Source organism: Kitasatospora nipponensis (assembly GCF_039528135.1).
GTDB classification, from domain to species: domain Bacteria; phylum Actinomycetota; class Actinomycetes; order Streptomycetales; family Streptomycetaceae; genus Kitasatospora; species Kitasatospora nipponensis.
Map to the genome: position 1 here is coordinate 27,469 of NZ_BAAALF010000004.1, position 18,085 is coordinate 45,553.

16 protein-coding genes are annotated in these 18,085 nt (G+C 73.2%); 8 read left to right on the forward strand and 8 right to left on the reverse strand.

Features of this window, described 5'->3' with window-relative positions:
* Positions 1-13: 13 nt before the first annotated feature.
* The 3 genes from ABD323_RS02140 to meaB are packed head-to-tail and all read left to right on the forward strand — an operon-like array spanning position 14 to position 5,103.
* On the forward strand, positions 14-1,900 hold the full coding sequence (locus ABD323_RS02140) for a methylmalonyl-CoA mutase family protein (RefSeq protein WP_344438338.1): 1,887 nt from the start codon (positions 14-16) through the stop codon (positions 1,898-1,900).
* The gene (scpA, locus tag ABD323_RS02145) at positions 1,897-4,101 is read left to right on the forward strand and encodes a methylmalonyl-CoA mutase (RefSeq protein ID WP_425555833.1); all 2,205 of its coding nucleotides are present in this window, start codon (positions 1,897-1,899) and stop codon (positions 4,099-4,101) included. Before ABD323_RS02140 ends, scpA begins: the two co-directional genes overlap by 4 nt.
* A 12-nt stretch (positions 4,102-4,113) precedes the next feature.
* The gene (meaB, locus tag ABD323_RS02150) at positions 4,114-5,103 is read left to right on the forward strand and encodes a methylmalonyl Co-A mutase-associated GTPase MeaB (RefSeq protein WP_344438340.1); all 990 of its coding nucleotides are present in this window, start codon (positions 4,114-4,116) and stop codon (positions 5,101-5,103) included.
* A gap of 45 nt (positions 5,104-5,148) precedes the next feature.
* On the opposite strand, the gene ABD323_RS02155 is transcribed toward meaB, so the two are convergent.
* Genes ABD323_RS02155 through alr form a run of 3 tightly spaced genes read right to left on the reverse strand, consistent with a single transcriptional unit; the run spans position 5,149 to position 7,788 of the window.
* On the reverse strand, positions 5,149-5,343 hold the full coding sequence (locus ABD323_RS02155; protein ID WP_344438342.1) for a hypothetical protein: 195 nt from the start codon (positions 5,341-5,343) through the stop codon (positions 5,149-5,151).
* A gap of 5 nt (positions 5,344-5,348) precedes the next feature.
* Positions 5,349-6,497, reverse strand: a complete 1,149-nt coding sequence (locus tag ABD323_RS02160; protein WP_344438344.1) for a D-alanine--D-alanine ligase family protein — start codon at positions 6,495-6,497, stop codon at positions 5,349-5,351.
* Positions 6,490-7,788 carry an alanine racemase gene (gene alr / locus ABD323_RS02165; RefSeq protein ID WP_344438347.1) on the reverse strand — a complete coding sequence of 433 codons (1,299 nt, stop codon included), beginning with the start codon at positions 7,786-7,788 and terminating at the stop codon, positions 6,490-6,492. Before alr ends, ABD323_RS02160 begins: the two co-directional genes overlap by 8 nt.
* A 207-nt stretch (positions 7,789-7,995) precedes the next feature.
* On the opposite strand from alr, the gene ABD323_RS02170 reads away from it, so the two are divergent.
* The gene (locus ABD323_RS02170; RefSeq protein ID WP_344438349.1) at positions 7,996-9,228 is read left to right on the forward strand and encodes a sensor histidine kinase; all 1,233 of its coding nucleotides are present in this window, start codon (positions 7,996-7,998) and stop codon (positions 9,226-9,228) included.
* A gap of 26 nt (positions 9,229-9,254) precedes the next feature.
* Here ABD323_RS02170 and ABD323_RS02175 read toward each other — a convergent pair whose 3' ends face one another.
* Complete coding sequence (locus ABD323_RS02175) at positions 9,255-9,911, reverse strand: response regulator transcription factor (RefSeq protein WP_344438351.1); 657 nt, start codon at positions 9,909-9,911, stop codon at positions 9,255-9,257.
* Positions 9,912-10,149: 238 nt separating this feature from the next.
* Between ABD323_RS02175 and ABD323_RS02180 the strand changes: the two genes are divergently transcribed.
* Positions 10,150-11,763, forward strand: coding sequence for a peptide chain release factor 3 (locus ABD323_RS02180; protein ID WP_344438353.1), 1,614 nt, complete (start codon positions 10,150-10,152; stop codon positions 11,761-11,763).
* A 104-nt stretch (positions 11,764-11,867) separates the two neighbouring features.
* Here the strand turns inward: ABD323_RS02180 and ABD323_RS02185 are convergent, their stop codons facing one another.
* The 3 genes from ABD323_RS02185 to ABD323_RS02195 form a co-directional block, all read right to left on the reverse strand.
* Positions 11,868-12,671, reverse strand: coding sequence for a hypothetical protein (locus tag ABD323_RS02185; protein WP_344438356.1), 804 nt, complete (start codon positions 12,669-12,671; stop codon positions 11,868-11,870).
* Complete coding sequence (locus ABD323_RS02190; protein WP_344438358.1) at positions 12,655-13,884, reverse strand: hypothetical protein; 1,230 nt, start codon at positions 13,882-13,884, stop codon at positions 12,655-12,657. The genes ABD323_RS02185 and ABD323_RS02190 overlap by 17 nt, the downstream gene beginning before the upstream one ends.
* 170 nt (positions 13,885-14,054) lie before the next feature.
* Positions 14,055-15,173, reverse strand: coding sequence for an FAD-dependent oxidoreductase (locus tag ABD323_RS02195; RefSeq protein WP_344438360.1), 1,119 nt, complete (start codon positions 15,171-15,173; stop codon positions 14,055-14,057).
* Between the two features lie 79 nt (positions 15,174-15,252).
* Between ABD323_RS02195 and ABD323_RS02200 the strand changes: the two genes are divergently transcribed.
* The gene (locus ABD323_RS02200; RefSeq protein WP_344438362.1) at positions 15,253-15,846 is read left to right on the forward strand and encodes a TetR/AcrR family transcriptional regulator; all 594 of its coding nucleotides are present in this window, start codon (positions 15,253-15,255) and stop codon (positions 15,844-15,846) included.
* Between the two features lie 14 nt (positions 15,847-15,860).
* Here the strand turns inward: ABD323_RS02200 and ABD323_RS02205 are convergent, their stop codons facing one another.
* Entirely contained in the window at positions 15,861-16,247 is a 387-nt protein-coding gene (locus ABD323_RS02205; protein ID WP_344438364.1) for a nuclear transport factor 2 family protein, read from the reverse strand.
* A 279-nt stretch (positions 16,248-16,526) separates the two neighbouring features.
* On the opposite strand from ABD323_RS02205, the gene ABD323_RS02210 reads away from it, so the two are divergent.
* Together ABD323_RS02210 and ABD323_RS02215 are read left to right on the forward strand one after the other, a co-directional pair.
* Positions 16,527-17,240 (forward strand): SDR family NAD(P)-dependent oxidoreductase, encoded by a 714-nt coding sequence (locus tag ABD323_RS02210; protein WP_344438366.1) that lies wholly within the window; start codon positions 16,527-16,529, stop codon positions 17,238-17,240.
* Between the two features lie 28 nt (positions 17,241-17,268).
* Complete coding sequence (locus ABD323_RS02215) at positions 17,269-17,808, forward strand: hypothetical protein (RefSeq protein WP_344438368.1); 540 nt, start codon at positions 17,269-17,271, stop codon at positions 17,806-17,808.
* The last annotated feature ends 277 nt before the right edge of the window (positions 17,809-18,085 follow it).

Genomic DNA, 18,085 nt, shown 5'->3' on the forward strand with positions numbered 1-18,085 from the left:
CTAACCTGCCCTCATGACGGTCCTGCCCGAAGGGCTCCCTCTGGCCGCCGAGTTCCCGGACGCGAACCGGGAACAGTGGCAGCGCCTGGTCGAAGGCGTGCTGCGCAAGTCCGGCGCGCACGACGTGTCCGGTGCGCAGGCCGAGGAAGCGCTCACCACCCAGCTCCCGGACGGCCTGCGCGCCCGTCCGCTGTACACCGCCGAGGACGCGCCGGCCGACGAGGCCGGCTACCCCGGCTTCCCGCCGTATCTCCGCGGCAGCCGCCCGCAGGGGTCGGTCCTCGCCGGCTGGGACGTGCGCCAGCGGCACGCCGACCCGGACCCGGCGGCGGCCAACACCGCCGTGCTGGCGGACCTGGAGAACGGGGTCGGCTCGCTCTGGCTGACCCTGGGCGAGCACGGCCTGCCGATCGCCGCACTGCCCCAGGTGCTGGACGGGGTCTACCTGGACCTGGCCGCGGTGGTGCTGGACGCGGGCGCCGAGTTCGGACCGGCGGCCGAGCGGCTGCTGGCCCTGCTGACCGAGCGCCAGGTGGCGCCCGAGGCGGCCACCGGCAACCTGGGCGCCGACCCGCTGGGCCTGCTGGCCCGCACCGGCGACGACACCGACACCGCGGTGCAGCTCGCCACCGCCGCCGGCCTGGCCGCGCGCTGCGCCCAGGGCTACCCGGGCCTGCGGGCGCTGACCGTGGACGCGCTGGCGTACCACGACGCCGGCGCCTCCCCCGCCCAGGAGCTCGGCTGCTCGCTGGCCACCGGCGTGGCCTACCTGCGCGCGCTGACCGGCGCCGGCCTCGACGTCGACCCCGCCGCCGGCCAGCTGGACTTCCGCTACGCGGCGACCGAGGACCAGTTCCTGACGATCGCCAAGTTCCGTGCCGCCCGCCGCCTGTGGGCCCGGGTGGCGCAGGTCTGCGGCGCCTCGCCGCAGGCCGCCGCCCAGCGCCAGCACGCGGTGACCTCCGCCGTGATGATGACCGAGCGCGACCCGTGGGTGAACATGCTGCGCACCACGGTGGCCTGCCTGGCCGCCGGGGTCGGCGGCGCGGAGGCGGTCACCGTGCTGCCGTTCGACGACGTGGTGGGCCTGCCCGACGCGTTCGCCCGCCGGATCGCCCGCAACACCCAGTCGATCCTGCTGGAGGAGTCGCACCTGGCCCGGGTCGTCGACCCGGCCGGCGGCTCCTGGTACGTCGAGCAGTTGACCGACGAGCTGGCGCACGCCGGCTGGGAGTGGTTCCAGGAGATCGAGCGAGCCGGCGGCCAGCAGGCGGCGCTCAGCGGCCAGTTGATCGGCGAGCGGATCGCCGCGACCTGGGCGCAGCGCTCCACCGCGATCGCCAGGCGGCGCGAACCCATCACCGGCGTCAGCGAGTTCCCCAACCTGGGCGAGCAGCCGCTGGTGCGCGCCCAGGCCCCCGCCGGGCCCACCGGCGGCCTGCCGCGGGTGCGCCGGGCGCAGGCCTTCGAGGCGCTGCGGGCCCGCTCGGACGCGCACCTGGCCGCGACCGGCGCCCGTCCCCGGCTCTTCCTGGCCTCGATCGGCTCGGCGGCCGCGCACACCGCGCGCTCCAGCTTCGCGGCCAACCTCTTCCAGGCGGGCGGCATCGAGACCGTCGCCGGCCAGGGCCTGGACCCGGCCGCGCTGGCCGAGGCCTTCACCACCAGCGGCGCCGCCCTGGCCTGCCTCTGCTCCAGCGACGCGGTCTACCAGGAGCACGCGGTCCCGGTCGCCGGGGCACTGGCTGCGGCCGGCGCATCGAAGCTGCTGCTGGCGGGCCGGCCCGGCGAGCAGCGCGAGACGTACCAGCAGGCGGGAATCGAGGAGTTCGTCTTCGCGGGCAGTGACGCGGTGGCGGTTCTCTCCGGCCTGCTCGACGAGATCGGAGTGGCACGGTGATCCCCGACTTCAGCAGGATCCCCCTGGCCGGGGACGGCGCCGCCGCGGCCACCGGCGAGCAGTGGCGGTCGGCCTGGCAGCAGGCCACCGGCAAGGACGTCGAGGAGCTGCTCTGGGAGACCCCGGAGGGCATCGGGGTCAAGCCGCTGTACACCGGCGAGGACCTGGCCGGGCTGGACTTCCTGGGCACCTACCCGGGCATCGCGCCCTACCTGCGCGGCCCGTACCCGACGATGTACGTCAACCAGCCCTGGACGGTGCGGCAGTACGCCGGGTTCTCCACCGCGGAGGAGTCCAACGCCTTCTACCGCCGCAACCTGGCGGCCGGTCAGAAGGGCCTGTCGGTCGCCTTCGACCTGCCCACCCACCGCGGCTACGACAGCGACCACCCGCGGGTGACCGGCGACGTCGGCATGGCGGGCGTGGCGATCGACTCCATCTACGACATGCGTCAACTCTTCGACGGCATCCCGCTGGACCGGATGTCGGTGTCGATGACCATGAACGGCGCCGTACTGCCGGTGCTGGCGCTGTACATCGTGGCGGCCGAGGAGCAGGGGGTGGCGCCCGAGAAGCTCGCGGGGACCATCCAGAACGACATCCTCAAGGAGTTCATGGTCCGCAACACCTACATCTACCCGCCGCAGCCCTCGATGCGGATCATCTCGGACATCTTCGCGTACACCTCGCAGAAGATGCCGCGGTACAACTCGATCTCCATCTCCGGCTACCACATCCAGGAGGCCGGGGCCACCGCCGGCCTGGAGCTGGCCTACACGCTGGCCGACGGCGTGGAGTACCTGCGGGCCGGGCTCGGCGCCGGCCTGGACGTGGACGCCTTCGCGCCGCGGCTGTCGTTCTTCTGGGCGATCGGCATGAACTTCTTCATGGAGATCGCCAAGCTGCGCGCGGCCCGCCTACTCTGGGCCAAGCTGGTCAAGCAGTTCGACCCGCAGAACAGCAAGTCGCTCTCGCTGCGCACCCACTCGCAGACCTCCGGCTGGTCGCTGACCGCCCAGGACGTCTTCAACAACGTCACCCGCACCTGCGTGGAGGCGATGGCCGCCACCCAGGGGCACACCCAGTCGCTGCACACCAACGCGCTGGACGAGGCGCTGGCCCTGCCGACCGACTTCTCGGCCCGGATCGCCCGCAACACCCAGCTGATGCTCCAGCAGGAGTCGGGCACCTGCCGGGTGATCGACCCGTGGGGCGGCAGCGCGTACGTCGAGAAGCTCACCCACGACCTGGCCCGGCGCGCCTGGCAGCACATCCAGGAGGTCGAGGCGGCCGGCGGCATGGCCAAGGCGATCGACGCGGGCATCCCCAAGCTGCGCGTGGAGGAGGCCGCCGCCCGCACCCAGGCGCGGATCGACTCCGGCCGCCAGCCGGTGATCGGCGTCAACAAGTACCGGGTCGCCACCGACGAGCAGATCGACGTGCTCAAGGTCGACAACTCCTCGGTGCGCACCCAGCAGATCGAGAAGCTGCGCCGGCTGCGCGCCGAGCGCGACGAGGCCCGCTGCCAGGACGCGCTCAACGCGCTGACCCGCGCGGCCGAGGACGGCGCGCGCGGCGGCGGCTCGCTGGAGGGCAACCTGCTCGCGCTCGCGGTGGACGCGGCCCGGGCCAAGGCCACCGTCGGCGAGATCTCGGACGCGCTGGAGAAGGTGTACGGACGCCACTCCGGCCAGATCCGTACCATCTCGGGTGTGTACCGAGACGAGGCCGGCCCCTCCACCGCCGTGCAGAAGACCCGCGACCTGGTCGAGCGCTTCGAGCAGGCCGAGGGCCGCCGCCCGCGCATCCTGGTCGCCAAGATGGGCCAGGACGGGCACGACCGCGGGCAGAAGGTGATCGCCACCGCCTTCGCCGACCTCGGCTTCACGGTGGACGTCGGCCCGCTCTTCCAGACCCCCGCCGAGGTGGCCCGCCAGGCCGTGGAGGCGGACGTGCACATCGTCGGCGTCTCCTCGCTGGCGGCCGGGCACCTGACCCTGGTGCCCGCGCTGCGCGCCGAGCTCGCCGAGGCGGGCCGCTCCGACATCACCATCGTGGTCGGCGGCGTGATCCCGCCGCAGGACTTCGAGGCGCTGTACGAGGCGGGCGCCGCGGCGGTCTTCCCGCCCGGCACGGTCATCCCGGACGCGGCCTACGACCTGCTCAAGGCGCTGGCCGGCGAGCTGGGCCACGAGCTGTGAGCCGCTGAGCCGATGGCCCGCACGATCGACCTCGACCAGTACCGGCAGGGTGTCCTGGAGGGCTCGCGCGCCTGGATCGCGCGGGCCATCACCCTCGTCGAGTCCACCCGGCCGGACCACCGCGAGCTCGCCCAGCGGCTGCTGGTCGACCTGCTGCCGCACTCCGGCGACGCGGTGCGGATCGGCATCACCGGCGTCCCCGGAGTCGGCAAGTCGACCTTCATCGAGGCGCTCGGCACGATGCTCACCGGGCGCGGCCACCGGGTGGCGGTGCTCGCCGTCGACCCGACCTCCAGCCGCACCGGCGGCTCCATCCTGGGCGACAAGACCCGGATGGAGAAGCTCGCGGTCGACCCGAACGCCTTCGTGCGCCCCTCCCCCACCTCCGGCACGCTCGGCGGGGTGGCCCGGGCCACCCGCGAGTCGATGGTGGTGATGGAGGCCGCGGGCTACGACGTGGTGCTGGTGGAGACGGTCGGCGTCGGCCAGTCGGAGACCACGGTGGCCCACATGGTCGACTCCTTCCTGCTGCTCACGCTGGCCCGCACCGGCGACCAGCTGCAGGGCATCAAGAAGGGCGTGCTGGAACTCGCCGACCTGGTCGCCGTCAACAAGGCCGACGGTCCGCACGAACGCGACGCCCAGGCCGCCGCAAGGGAGTTGGCGGGCGCGCTGCGCCTGCTGCAGCCCCCCGACGCGGAGTGGACGCCGCCGGTGCTGACCTGCAGCGGCCGCGACGGCAGCGGACTCGAGGAGCTCTGGGAGCGCCTGGAGCAGCACCGCTCGCTGCTGTCGGCCACCGGCTCGCTGGCGGCCAAGCGGCGCGAGCAGCAGGTCGACTGGACCTGGGCGATGGTGCACGACCAGCTGCTCTCCCAGTTGCGCGAGCACCCGGCGGTGCGCCGGCTGGCCCCCGACCTGGAACGGCAGGTCCGCGAGGGCACGTTGACCGCGACGCTGGCCGCCCAGCGGATCCTGGACGGCTTCCACTCCACCGACTGACCGGGCCGGGGCCGGTCGGCCGGCCGGCCGGGGGCTGGCTGGCTGCTACCGGTCGTTGCCCGGGTCACCGCCGGCCGGAGCGCCGGTGGACGGCGCCGTCGCCGTCGGACTGCCGTTCGGCGGGGCGGCCGGCGGGGCGGGCAGCGGATCGCCCGTCCCGACCGGGCGCAGCACCGCCGCCGCGCAGGTGAGCACGCCGAGCAGGATGCTCAGCACGCCCAGCGCCCGCCCGCGCAGCACCGCTCTCACCGCCGGCTGGGCGCCGGGGAGGCCTGCGCGTCCGCGAGGGCACCCAGGCTCCAACCGAGCGTGGAGACCGCGTCGGCCACGCTGCGCGCCTGGCTGCGGGCCAGCGCGGTGGCGATCAGCACGTCCAGCAGCTCCCCGTACAGCATCCCGGTGGCGGCCCAGATCCGCGGGTACTGGGAGGTCGCGGTGAAGCCGGGGAAGGTGTTGACCTCGTTGACCACCGGCTCGGTGCCCCCGCGCAGGAAGAAGTCGATCCGCAGCAGCCCCGTGCAGTCCAGCGTCTCGAAGACCCGCAGCGCCAGCTCCCGCAGCCGCTCGTCGACCCCCTCGGGCAGCCGGGCCGGCACCTCGAAGCGGGTCGCGCCGTCCTGGTACTTGGCGTCGTAGTCGAAGAACGGCTGCCCGCCGCGCACCCGGATCTCCAGCGGCGGGCCCGCCTGCACGGCGCCGTCCGGGTGTTCGAGCACCGCGACGTCCACCTCCCGGCCGGCCACCGCCTCCTCCACCAGCACCTTGTCGTCGAAGACCCGGGCGACGGCCAGCGCGGCGGGCAGGTCCGCCCAGCGCTCGACCCGGGTGACGCCGAGGCTGGAGCCGGCCCGGGCCGGCTTGACGAAGACCGGCAGGCCCAGCCGCGCCCGCTCGGCCGCGGTCAGGTCCGCCCGGTCACCGCGCAGCACGACGCCGTCGGCCACCGGCAGGCCGGCCGAGGCCAGCAGCCGCTTGGTCATCTCCTTGTCCATCCCGGCCGCGCTGCTGAGCACCCCGTTGCCGACGTAGGGCACCCGCAGCAGCTGCAGCAGGCCCTGCACCGTGCCGTCCTCGCCGTCGGGGCCGTGCAGCGCGGGCAGCACCAGGTCGGCACCGCCCAGGTCGGGCAGCGTGTCCAGCAGGGAGTCCCAGGGCGCGCCGCCGCGCGGCGGGGTGAGCCGGGCCAGCTCGCCCGCGTCGTAGCCGCCGGCCGGCAGGTCCTGCGGGCCGGCCGCCCACTGGCCGTCGGCGGTGATCCGCACCGGCTGGACGGCGTAGCGGGTGCGGTCGAGGTGGGTCACGATGCCCGCCGCCGACTGGCAGGAGACCTCGTGCTCACCGCTGCGGCCGCCGAAGAGCACCGCGACCCTGATCCTGCCGTCGTCCTCACGCACAGCGCTCGCCCTCGTTTCCCTGGTTCCGGTTCCGGTTCTGGTGCTCGTTCTGCTCGGCCGGTCGCGCGGTGCGCGCGGCGGCGGGCAGGTAGCGGCGGGTCACCCGGGCGCCGATCCCGGTCAGTACCTCGTGCGGGTTGGTGCCCGCCCACTGCGCCCACTCCGCGGCGGTCGGCTCGCCCCGGTCCCCCGGCCCGAAGACCAGCACCTCCTCGCCGATGCCCACCTCGGCGGCGCCGGCGTCCAGCACGCACTGGTCCATCGCGATCCGTCCGGCCACCGGGCGCCGGGAACCGGCCACCCACATCCGGGCCCGCCCACCCGCCGCCCGCGGCACGCCGTCCGCGAAGCCGACCGGGACCAGCAGCAGCGTGCCGTCGGCCGGCGCGGTGTACTCGTGCCCGTACGAGACCCCCTCGCCGGCCGCCACCGGGCGGGCCGTCGCGGCCCGGGCCCGCAGCGTCATCGCCGGGCGCAGCCCGTGGTCGCGCCCGGGCACCGGCTCGATCCCGTAGACGCCGAGTCCGGCGCGGACCAGCTCGTAGTGGGTCTGCGGCGCGCTCAGGCAGGCCGCCGAGTTCGCCAGGTGCCGCAGCTCGGGGCGCAGTCCGGCCTGCCGGGCGCAGCGCACCGCCTGCTCGAACTCCCGTACCTGCGCCGCGGTGTGCCGCCCGGGTCGGTCCGCGTCCACCAGGTGCGACCAGAGCCCGCGGACCGCCAGCAGGCCGGCGCGCTCCAGGTCGCGGGCCCGCACGGTCAGTGCCGGCCAGTCGGCGGGCACCACGCCGCCGCGGCGCAGCCCGGTGTCGACCTTGAGGTGGACCCGGGCGGTGACGCCGGTGCGCTCCGCGCAGGCGGCGATCGCCGCCAGGTGCTCCGGGGAGGAGACGGAGAGGTCGATGCCGGCGCGCAGCGCGGGGGCGAAGTCCTCGTCGGGCAGGTGCAGCCAGCTGAGCACCGGGGCGGTGATGCCGGCCGCGCGCAGCTCCAGCGCCTCGCGCACCGAGGTGACGCCCAGCCAGCTCGCCCCGGCCGCCAGCGCGGTGCGGGCGACGGGGACCGCGCCGTGCCCGAAGCCGTCCGCCTTCACCACCGCCAGCAGCGCGCCACGGGCGTGCGCGGCGAGCACCTCGGTGTTGTGGGCGATCGCCGCCAGGTCGATGACCGCCTCGGCGTACGGGGCGCCGGTCGGCGCGGTGCGGCACGCGGTGCGGGACGCGGGGCGGGACGTGCGGGCGGCCGCGGGGCGGACCGCGGTGACCGGACGTGACCACAGGGTCGCAGAGCGCATGGTCGACCTCCTGATGCTTCGTCGGGTGGTGGGGGCTCCTCGAATGCGCCCAGTCCACCCGAACCGGGGTGAAAGCACGGTGAGCCGATCACTCACGCCCCACTCACACCGGCTGACGCATACTGGGTCGGCTCGCGATCACCTCCGGGCCCGACCGGTGAGCGGCCGGTCGACGACCATCCGGCAGCCGAACAGCGAGTGGGACAGATGCGGACACCTGGCGAGGGCACCAGCGGCGGCGGTGCGTCCGCGTACCGGTTCGGCGCCTGGCGCGGCAGCCTGCGGCTGCGGCTGACCGCGGTCTTCGGCCTGATGTTCTTCGTGGCGGCCGCGGCCGTGCTGATCGTGACGATGGTGCTGGTCGACAACTCCATGCGCTACGCCCTGGACCTGGCCTTCCCCGGCAGCTACGGCTTCGACCCGAAGCTGCCCTCCTCGGTGCAGCAGTACCTCGCGCAGCAGCAGGCCTCCGAACCGGCCACCCAGCGCGTCATCCTCGCCTCGATGCAGGGCAACCTGCTGCTCAAGGGCGGTCTGGCGGTGATCGCCGTGGGCCTGGTCGCCACCACGGCGGGCTGGCTGGTGGCCGGGCGGCTGCTGCGCCCGCTGAGCATGATCAGCTCCAACGCCGAACGGATCGCCGGTCGCACCCTGCACCGCCGGATCGACCTGCAGGCCCACCCCGGCGAGGTCAAGACGCTGGCCGACTCCTTCGACAGCATGCTGGACCGGCTCGACCAGGCCTTCGCCGGCCAGTCCCGGTTCATCTCCAACGCCGCCCACGAGCTGAAGACCCCGATCGCGGTCAACCGCACGCTGGTCGAGGTGGCGATGAACCGGCGCGACGCCCCCGTGGAGGTGCAGCGCCTGGGCGAGAACCTGCTGGCCGTCAGCGAGCGGCACGAGCGGCTGATCGACGCGCTGCTCACCCTCGCCCGGGCCGAGGACTCGCTCACCGAGCTGCTGCCGCTCGACGTCGCCGACCTGGCCCGCTCGGTGCTGACCGCGTCCGCGGCCGAGGCCGAGCGGCTGGAGGTGACGCTGGAGGCGCAGCTGGACCCCGCGGTCGCCATCGGCGACCCGGTGCTGCTGGAGCAGGTGGTGCGCAACCTGGTGGACAACGCGGTCCGCTACAACCGGCCGGGCGGCGTGGTCACCGTGCGGACCGGGCGCGGGCCCTACGGTGCGCAGGTGGCGGTCGGCAACACCGGGCCGGTGATCGCCGAGCACGAGATCCCGGTGCTCTTCGCCCCCTTCCGCCGGCTGATCGACCGGGTCGGCTCGGCGCGCGGCAGCGGCCTGGGGCTCTCCATCGTGCGGGCCGTCGCGCAGGCGCACGGCGGCGAGGCGACCGCGGCCCCGCGCCCGGGCGGCGGGCTGGAGGTCCGCGTGCTGCTGCCCGCCGACGGCCCCAACGCCCGCCCGCCACACCGGCGCTGACGGGCTCTCGGCGGTGCCGAACGCTGCTACGGGATCCGGTAGCCGGTCCCGGTGATGGTCTCGATCAGCGGCGGGTCCGCCAGCTTGCGGCGCAGGCTGCGCATCGTGACCCGCACGATGGTGGTGAACGGGTCGATGTTCTCGTCCCAGGCGCGTTCCAGCAGTTCCTCGGCGGAGACCGGCGCGCCCTGGGCCCGCAGCAGTTCCTCCAGGACCGCGAACTCCTTGCGGGAGAGCGCCAGCGGGCGCCCCTCGCGGCTGGCGGCGCGGTGGTGCGGGTCCAGCCGCAGGCCCGCGCGCTCCAGCACCGGCGGGGTGGCCGGGCGCGACCGGCGGCCCAGGGCGCGGATCCGGGCGATCAGCTCGGCGAAGGCGAACGGCTTGGCCAGGTAGTCGTCGGCGCCCAGGTTCAGGCCCGCCACCCGCTCGGCCAGGGTGGTGGAGACGGTGAGCATCAGCACCCGTACGTCCGCGCCGGCGGCCACCGTGCGCCGGCAGACCTCGTCGCCGTGCAGCCGGGGCAGGTCGCGGTCCAGCACCATCACGTCGTAGCTGTGGACGGCCAGGTGCTCCAGCGCGGCCTCGCCGTCGTGGACCACGTCGACGGCGAACGCCTCCTGCCGCAGTCCCTCCGCGATGGCCTCGGCCAGCAGTTCCTCGTCCTCGACCACCAGTACCCGCATCCGGCCCGCCCCGCTCCCGATCACCGCCCTCGAGGACGCGACCGTCCCCACTGTCTCTTCCGGACGCCGGTGCCGCCCGCGCGGTTGCAGGGGCGGTCGCCGTCCCGAGCAGCCCGTTCGGGGTCACGCCGTCCAACCGAATAGAATCGTCTCTTGCGCCCGCGCACCAGCCACCGGGTCCAACAGCTACGGAGCGGCGTCACCGGCCTGCCGCCCATCCGCACCCGAGGAAGACAACGTGAGCAACGAACAGCCCATCCCGGTCCTGCAGGTCCTCAACGAGGCCGGCCGCCGCCGGACCTTCGCCGTGATCAGCCACCCGGACGCGGGCAAGTCCACGCTCACCGAGGCGCTGGCGCTGCACGCCAAGGCGATCACCTCGGCGGGCGCGGTGCACGCGAAGGGCGCCCGCCGCGGCGTCACCAGCGACTGGATGGAACTGGAGCGCGAGCGCGGCATCTCGGTCACCTCGGCGGCGCTGCAGTTCGACCACCGCGGCCACGTGATGAACCTGGTCGACACCCCCGGCCACGCCGACTTCTCCGAGGACACCTACCGGGTGCTGGCGGCCGTCGACTGCGCGATCATGCTGGTCGACGCGGCCAAGGGCCTGGAGGAGCAGACCCGCAAGCTCTTCGCCGTCTGCCGCCACCGCGGCGTCCCGGTGATCACCTTCATCAACAAGTGGGACCGCCGCGGTCGCGAGGCGCTCACCCTGCTCGAGGACATCGAGACCCACCTGGGCATCACCCCGGTGCCGGTGGTCTGGCCGGTCGGCAACGCTGGCAACCTGCGCGGCCTGGTGCAGGCCGCCGACACCGAGCAGATGCTGCGCTACACCAAGGTCCCCGCCGGCACGCACGCCGCCATCGAGGAGCGGCTGACCGCCGAGCAGGCCGCCGAGCAGGAGGGCGAGGAGTGGCAGACCGCGCTGGAGGAGCTGGAGCTGGTGCTCTCCTCCGGTCCCGGTTACGACCAGGAGGCCTTCGAGTCCGGCAAGATCAGCCCGGTCTTCTTCGGCGCCGCGCTCACCAACATCGGCGTGAAGCTGCTGCTGGACGCCGTCGTGGACCTGGCCCCGGGCCCCGGCCCGCGCCCGCTGGCCAAGGGCGGCAGCCGCGAGGTCGGCGAGGACTTCTCCGGCCTGGTCTTCAAGATCCAGGCCAACATGGACCCGGCGCACCGCGACCGGATCGCCTTCGTCCGGGTCTGCTCGGGCGTCTTCGAGCGCGGCATGAACGTCACCCGCGCCGCCAGCGGCCGCTCCTTCGCCACCAAGTACGCGCATACCGTCTTCGGCGCCGAGCGCACCGTGGTCGACACCGCCTACCCCGGTGACGTGGTGGGCCTGATCAACGCGGCCGCCCTGCGGGTCGGCGACACGCTCTTCGCCGGCAAGAAGGCCGAGTTCCCGCCGCTTCCCGCCTTCGCCCCCGAGTACTTCGCCGTCGCCCGTCCCAAGGACATCAGCCGCTCCAAGCAGTTCCGCAAGGGCGTCTCGCAGTTGGACGAGGAGGGCGTGGTCCAGGTGCTGGTCTCCGACCGGCGAGGCGACCAGGCGCCGGTGATGGCGGCGGTGGGCCCGATGCAGTTCGACGTCGTGCTGCACCGGATGGAGCACGAGTTCTCCTCCCCGATCACCCTCGACCACCTCTCCTACCGCCTGGCCCGGGTCACCGACGCCGAGGGCGCCGCCGTCCTCGCCAAGGCCCGCCTGACCGACGGCGAGGTCCTCACCCGCCGCTCGGACGACGTGCTGCTGGCCCTGTTCGCCGACAAGTGGCACCTCAACGCCTTCCAGCGCGCCAAGCCCGAGGTCCGCCTGGAGCCCCTGATCGCCACGGCCGACTAGGGCCTCGGACACCTCCGGTCGCTGCCGCCCTCCGGCCCAGGCCCGGCCCGCCCCCGACTCTCTCCAGCGGGCGGGCCGGGCCTTCGACTGCTTCGGGGTCGGGGTCAGGCGGGCGGCAGCAGATCGCTCGGGCTGACGGTGTAGGTCAGCGGTGGGTAGACGAAGTCCGTCTCCTGGTTCTCACGGCGCCGCAGTCGGTAGAACGTGCGGCTCTGCTCGTCGTCGGCCACCACGAGGCGCGCACCCTGCGGGAGGAACGCCTCTTCGTCGCGGAGGCGGACGAGCGTCTTCGAGGTGCGGAAAGTGACGCCCAACCACGCGTTGTCCGCCGCCTGGGCAGGCGCGTCCAGGACGATCCGGTGCCGCAGCCGCCGGTTCGCCTCGAGGGAGAACGCGACGACACCGTGGTGGGTGAGGGGGATCTCGAACCTCCCGCCCGTCCCGCCCGTCCCGCCCCTCTCGCCACCCGAGGCCTTCGACTCGAAGACCAGCTTCCGCGGTGGGCCCGCTTCGGGATGCCGGTAGCAGGAGAAGACGGCGATGAACGACCCGTCGGCCAGGTCGAGGGCCTGGTCACTGTGGCCGCCCATGGTCGTGTAGGCGTTCGTGTAGCTCTCGATGAGCGCGTTGTTGAAGCCGACCGGGAGCCCCGCCCGCTCCTGGACCTGTCGCGCCAGCCGTTCGTGCACCGCCCGGAACCGCTGCGCCGGGCTGCCGTACCGCGTGGTGGTCCGCACGAGAGGCACCCCGCCCGTCTCGTCGACCCTGGTGAGCACCCCGCCCCGCCGGCCCTTTCCCACCTCCTCCAGACGAGCCGACGCGGACAGCTCCGCGAAGAGGTTCTCCTCGAACGGCAGCGTGCACGCGATGATCTCGTCCGCGATCCGCGCCCTAGATCCGGGGAGCACCGTAGTCCCCCGCGTTCATGCTGAAGAGGAGTTCGTCGCCGTAGTCGACGAAGGACGAGGTCCGGTTCTCCTCGGCGTACAGCCTGCGCAGTTCGTCCATGCCGGCCGCTGTGGGCGGCCCGAGCTCCACCAGGTCCCCGGCCACTTTGAGGAACGTCCGGCCGTCCCGGTGCACGGCTTCGGCGCTCGAACAGCGCACCACGTACCCCAGGCGGGTGGGGAGCAGCTCGGCATCCAGCGCCGAGGGCCGGATCTCGTGCGCGTAGAGGCGGTTGGTGGAGAGCGGCATGAAGAAGACCGAGCCGGGATAGAGGGTCACGGTGAACTGCCCGGGGAGCGCGGCCGCGTCGGTCTCCTCGGTCCGCTCCTTGAGGCGGAAGTGGAGTCTGGTCAGCCCGCTGACGCCCTTGACTCCGTAGTCGAAGGGGTCGTCGGCCGGCGGCCGCAGCCCGTCGAGCCGGTCGTAGAAGGTGCAGAAGGCCATGACGCCGTTGACGGGCATGTCCTTGGTCTTGTCGGCGTGGGCCGAGATCCTGGCCTTGGACTGCTTGCGCTCGGCCGTGGCCAGGGTGTTGTGGTAGATCTGGGCGAGGACGTGATTGAGCGGCGCGTGACCCCGGAAGACGGCGGCGGCCTCGCGGTTCAGGGCCTCGACGATGCGCGTGTCGGTCGGACCGAAGCCCTCGGTCGGCCCCGAGAGGTTCGTGGAGCAGCGCAGCAGGCGGAAGTGCAGTGCGTCACCGTCCCGCGTGACGGGCGTCAGATAGATTCCGCTGCGATGGGCCGTGCCGGGCTTGGTGGACTCCGTCAGGGACTGGAACTCGTGCTCCGCACGGATCCGACCGAAGTGGTCGGCGTCGGGTTCGAAGAAGCGGCGGTAGTAGACGCCGACGCCGTGGACGCGGACGGGAACGCGGCCGAGGTCGACCAGGGGCCACGGCCCATCCACGCCCTCGTGGTACCCGTGGGACAGCTCCCGGATGACGAACACCCGGTCGGCTGCCTGCAGTTGGCTGCCGCTGACGCCGGACACGTCGCCGCCGAGGTAGAGGGTCCTCCCCGTGAGGTCGGGCGAAGGGGAGGCCAGGTCCCGGGGCGTGACGACGGCTCCGAAGAAGTCCCCGGCCAGCTCGTGGTCGTGCAACTCCGCAGGCAGGACCAGGAGGTTGCCCGCATCCTCGATGCGGGCTTCGGCGAGCTCTGGCGCGTCCATCAAACGGTCCCTCTCTGACCACCGTGCCCATGGCAACGGCCCGCACCCCTTCGGTCGCCTGGGCGCGAGCGCGCGAGCGAAGGGAAACGGACCATTGACGTGATGCTCTCACGGGGCTCCACGGCGGGCAACGGACTATGAGGGGCGCCGGCCTGACGGCCGGGCGGGCCTCACCCGACCGAGGTCGTCGCCACCGGAACGAGACGGTCGAGTCCCTGCGCACTGCTCGTGGCGGCCTCGATCGAGCGCGGCAGCATGACGCTCTCGTACGCGCGGACGGCCTCGTCGAGGCCGGATCCGGTGACCAGGGCGTGGGCGAGGTCGGCGCCGTCGAGCATGGCGAGGTTGGCGCCCAGCCCGACCGGGGGCATCAGGTGCGCGGCATCACCGAGGAGCGTGACGCCGGGAACGTGCAGCCAGGTGTGCGGGGCCGGCAGGACGAACAGGGACCGGTTGACGAACCCGGTGTCGCTGGGGCGCAGGAGGTCGCGCAGGCTCTCGTCCCAGCCCTCGAACATCCCCAGCAGGTGCGTGCGCACGGCCCGTTGGTCGCCGAGGTCGACGCCGGCGGCCACCTGCCAGTCCTGCGGTGCGCGGAACGCGATGTAGACGCGGATGTGGCCGTTGCTGTTGCGCTGGGCGACCAGGGACCGGCCGGCGCCCTTCGCCAGCATCGATCCGTTGCCGACCAGCCGCGCGAGGTCGGGGTGGCGGGTGTCGCAGTGGTCGAATCCGGCCTCGACGAAGGTGACGCCGGTGTAGCGGGGCGCGGCGGGCGACAGCGCCGGGCGGACGCGCGACCAGGCGCCGTCGGCGCCGACCACGAGGTCGAAGTCCTCGGTGCTGCCGTCACCGAAGCGCAGCCGGCAGGTGCCGTCCGCGAGCGGGGTCGCGCCGCTGACGGCGCGGTCCCACCGCACCGTGCCCTCGGCGAGCGAGTCCAGGAGCAGGCCGCGCAGTTGGCCCCGGTCGATCTCCGGCCGGCCGCCGGCGGCGGATGGCCCCTGATGCGCGAGGAGGGCGGCGTCGGCGAAGTCCAGCACCCGCCACTCCTCCCCCTCGGGGCGGGCGAGGGCCTGGAACCGGTCGAGGAGCCCCGCCGCCCGCAGCGCGGCCTGACCGGTGTCGGGGTGCAGGTCGAGGCTGCCGCCCTGCGGACGGGCGTCGGCGGCGGCCTCGCGCTCGAACACGGCGACGGAGCGGCCGTGTTGCCGCAGCACTCGGGCACAGGTGAGGCCGCCGAGGCCGGCGCCGACGATCGCGATGCGGGGGTCACGGGCAGAGTTCATGGGACCAAGAAAGCACACTCACTACATAAGTGCAATGACTCAACTTTTCCATTCACTTCACCTGGAGTACGGTGGGCCGGTGACCGAACCGACCGGGCGCCGCGAGCGCAAGAAGGCCCAGACCCGCCAGTCCCTGGCCGACGCCGCCCTCGAACTCTTCCTCGACCGCGGCTACGACCAGGTCGGGGTCAAGGAGGTCGCCGACGCCGCCGACGTCTCGGTGACCACCCTCTTCAAGCACTTCCCCAGCAAGGAGGCCCTGGTCTTCGACCAGGACGACCACCTGGAGGCGGCGCTCGTCGCCGCCGTGCACGACCGTGCCCCGGGCACGTCGATCCCCCAGGCGCTGCGCGAGCACATCCTGCGGGCCCAGACCCAACTCGCCGTCCACGCCGAGGACCCGCGGTTCGCCGACTTCACGCGCATGGTGCAGGACACTCCAGCCCTGCGCGACCACGCCCACCGCATGTGGACGCGCCACGAAGCCGCCCTGGCCCACGCCATCGCCGAGGCCGTCGGCGCCCCCGAGGGCGACATCCGCTGCGCCGCCCTGGCCCGCTTCACCCTCGAAGCCCGCGGCCTCGTCCTGCACCACCCCGACCCGCCCCGCGCCGCCACCGAGGCCTTCGCCCTCCTCGAACACGGCTGGACAGCCACCCACCCGGGCACCTGACCCGGCCCGGCGGATCACTCCCGCAGTTCGACCCACTGCGACCGCCAGGCCGGCGGGTCGAAGGGATCCGCGAAGTACTGCGTCTCCCTCACCACGCGTCCTGCCGAGAACTCCATGATGCTCACCGTCTGCGTGGGCTTGCCGTCGTAGGTGAGCACGAACTCGGTGACCCAGAGGTCGCCGGATCCGAGGATCCTGCGCACGGTGAAGGTCCGGACCGCGGGATGTCGGGTACGCAGTGCCTGGATGTTGCTCCTGCCGCGGATGATCTCGCCGGACTGCGGGTACTCGACGATGACGTCGTCGGCGTAGATGTCGTGTTCCGCGTCCGCGTCCCCGCTGTTCGATGCGGCCCAGTGTCGGACCAGCAGGGCCCGGGCAACCGTCTCTTCCATCGTCATGGCCCTTTCTCTCCTGCCCATCGCGGGAGGAGCTCAACTGGTCGACCAGCAGCGCACATTGCCGGCCGCCGAATCCCGTGAGGCCACCCTGGCCGTCCTGCACTCGACAGGCCGGTGTCTCCAGCCTCGTACGGTCGGCCGCCGACCGCACCCGCAGAGCTCCACGGGGCGCCGGGGCTCGGCGACACGTAGGGTTGAGACCTGGTGGGCGCCATGGCCGTGTGCGGCCCACCGTGTGCCGGAGACTTCCCACGCGAGAACCTCAGCCTGGACGTACCCATGAGCTCGGAGAAGAAGGTGGCCGTCGTCACCGGTGCTTCACAGGGCATCGGCGCGGCCGTCGCCGACGCGTACCGCAGGCACGGGTACGCCCTCGTCGTGACCGCCCGGTCCATCCCCTCGTCGCATGATCCGGACGTCCTCGCCGTGCCCGGCGACCTGAGCCGGCCGGGTACCGGTGCGCACGTCGTCGAGCAGGCACTGGACCGCTACGGCCGGATCGACACGCTGGTGAACAACGCCGGCGTCTACCGGGAGAAGCCGTTCACCGAATACACCGACGCCGACTACGACCTGGTGACCGGCGTCAATCTGCGCGGTTTCTTCGACGTCACCCGCAGCGCCATCCCCGCGATGCTCGCGGGCGGCGAGGGCGGGCACGTCCTGTGCGTGTCGACGTCACTGGTCGACCGCGCCAACGCGCGCACACCCGCGGCGCTCACCTCGCTGACCAAGGGTGGCCTGGTCGCGGCGACGAAGGAGCTGGCCATCGAGTACGCGGCGCGCCGCATTCGCGCCAACGCCGTCTCCCTCGGCGTCATCCGCACGCCGATGCACCCGAACGACCCGGGCGGAGCGCTCGCCGCGCAGCACCCGCTGGGGCGGATGGGCGAGATCGACGACGTCGTCGCGGCGATCATGTACCTCGAACAGGCCTCGTTCGTCACCGGCGAGATCCTGCACGTCGACGGCGGTCAGAGCGCCGGCTTCTGAAAGTACCGGGATCGGGAGTGATCGACTCATGCGCACACGCAAGCAGCTGACTCCGCTCGGCGCTGTCGGTGCGGGTCTGGCGGCGGGAGCGATCGGCACCGTCTGCATGGACACCGTGCGGTTCCTGCGCCAGCGCCGGGCCGGCGGAGAACACAACGCCCTGCGCTGGGAGTTCGCTCCGGTCCGCAGCTGGCAGGAGGCGCCGGATCCCGGACAGGTCGGAAAGCGCCTGGCCGAAGCCTTCACCCTGCGCGAGCTGCCGGACAGCGCGGCGTTCCCGATCAGCACGTTCATGCACTGGGCCTACGGAGTGGGCAACGCGGCCGGCTACGGCGTCGTCAGCGCCTCGCTGCGCAAACCCCACGTCCTCCACGGGCTCCCGTTCGGTGCGCTCGTGTGGCTCAGCGGATACGTGGTGCTTCCGATCGCGGGACTGTACAGGCCCATCTGGACGTACGACACCAAGACGCTCGGTGATGATCTGACCGCCCACCTCGCCTACGGCGTCGGCACGAGCAGCGCCTTCTGGTTGCTGAGCAGGGTCTCCGTCTTCTCACGGCAGCTGTAGTTCGTGGTCCGGACGGTGCCGGCGCCGGTCGTTGAGGCGGGGGCCGGATGCGGACACGACGGCGCCGTCGCGCTCGGGACGAGGCGTGACCCGTGACCTCACGGTCGCCCCTCCCCGCTGTGGCGCCGACAGGTTGAGCGAAGACGGACCTGGAAGCCCGTCTCCACGTGGCCTGCGCCCGGCTACGGCAGCGGGCGGGCGGCCGAGGCGCCACTGTCACGCAGGCACGCGAACGCGCCGCCACCCCCGACGGCGGCGGCGCCCACGGCCGCCGGAG

Excerpts from the sequence above, each read along its gene's own strand:
- ABD323_RS02140 (WP_344438338.1), top strand. The coding sequence starts at position 14 with ATGACGGTCCTGCCCGAAGGGCTCCCTCTGGCCGCCGAGTTCCCGGAC.
- meaB (WP_344438340.1), top strand. The coding sequence starts at position 4,114 with ATGGCCCGCACGATCGACCTCGACCAGTACCGGCAGGGTGTCCTGGAG.
- alr (WP_344438347.1), bottom strand. The coding sequence starts at position 7,788 with ATGCGCTCTGCGACCCTGTGGTCACGTCCGGTCACCGCGGTCCGCCCC.
- ABD323_RS02170 (WP_344438349.1), top strand. The coding sequence starts at position 7,996 with ATGCGGACACCTGGCGAGGGCACCAGCGGCGGCGGTGCGTCCGCGTAC.
- ABD323_RS02175 (WP_344438351.1), bottom strand. The coding sequence starts at position 9,911 with ATGCGGGTACTGGTGGTCGAGGACGAGGAACTGCTGGCCGAGGCCATC.
- ABD323_RS02190 (WP_344438358.1), bottom strand. The coding sequence starts at position 13,884 with ATGGACGCGCCAGAGCTCGCCGAAGCCCGCATCGAGGATGCGGGCAAC.
- ABD323_RS02195 (WP_344438360.1), bottom strand. The coding sequence starts at position 15,173 with ATGAACTCTGCCCGTGACCCCCGCATCGCGATCGTCGGCGCCGGCCTC.
- ABD323_RS02205 (WP_344438364.1), bottom strand. The coding sequence starts at position 16,247 with ATGACGATGGAAGAGACGGTTGCCCGGGCCCTGCTGGTCCGACACTGG.
- ABD323_RS02210 (WP_344438366.1), top strand. The coding sequence starts at position 16,527 with ATGAGCTCGGAGAAGAAGGTGGCCGTCGTCACCGGTGCTTCACAGGGC.
- ABD323_RS02215 (WP_344438368.1), top strand. The coding sequence starts at position 17,269 with ATGCGCACACGCAAGCAGCTGACTCCGCTCGGCGCTGTCGGTGCGGGT.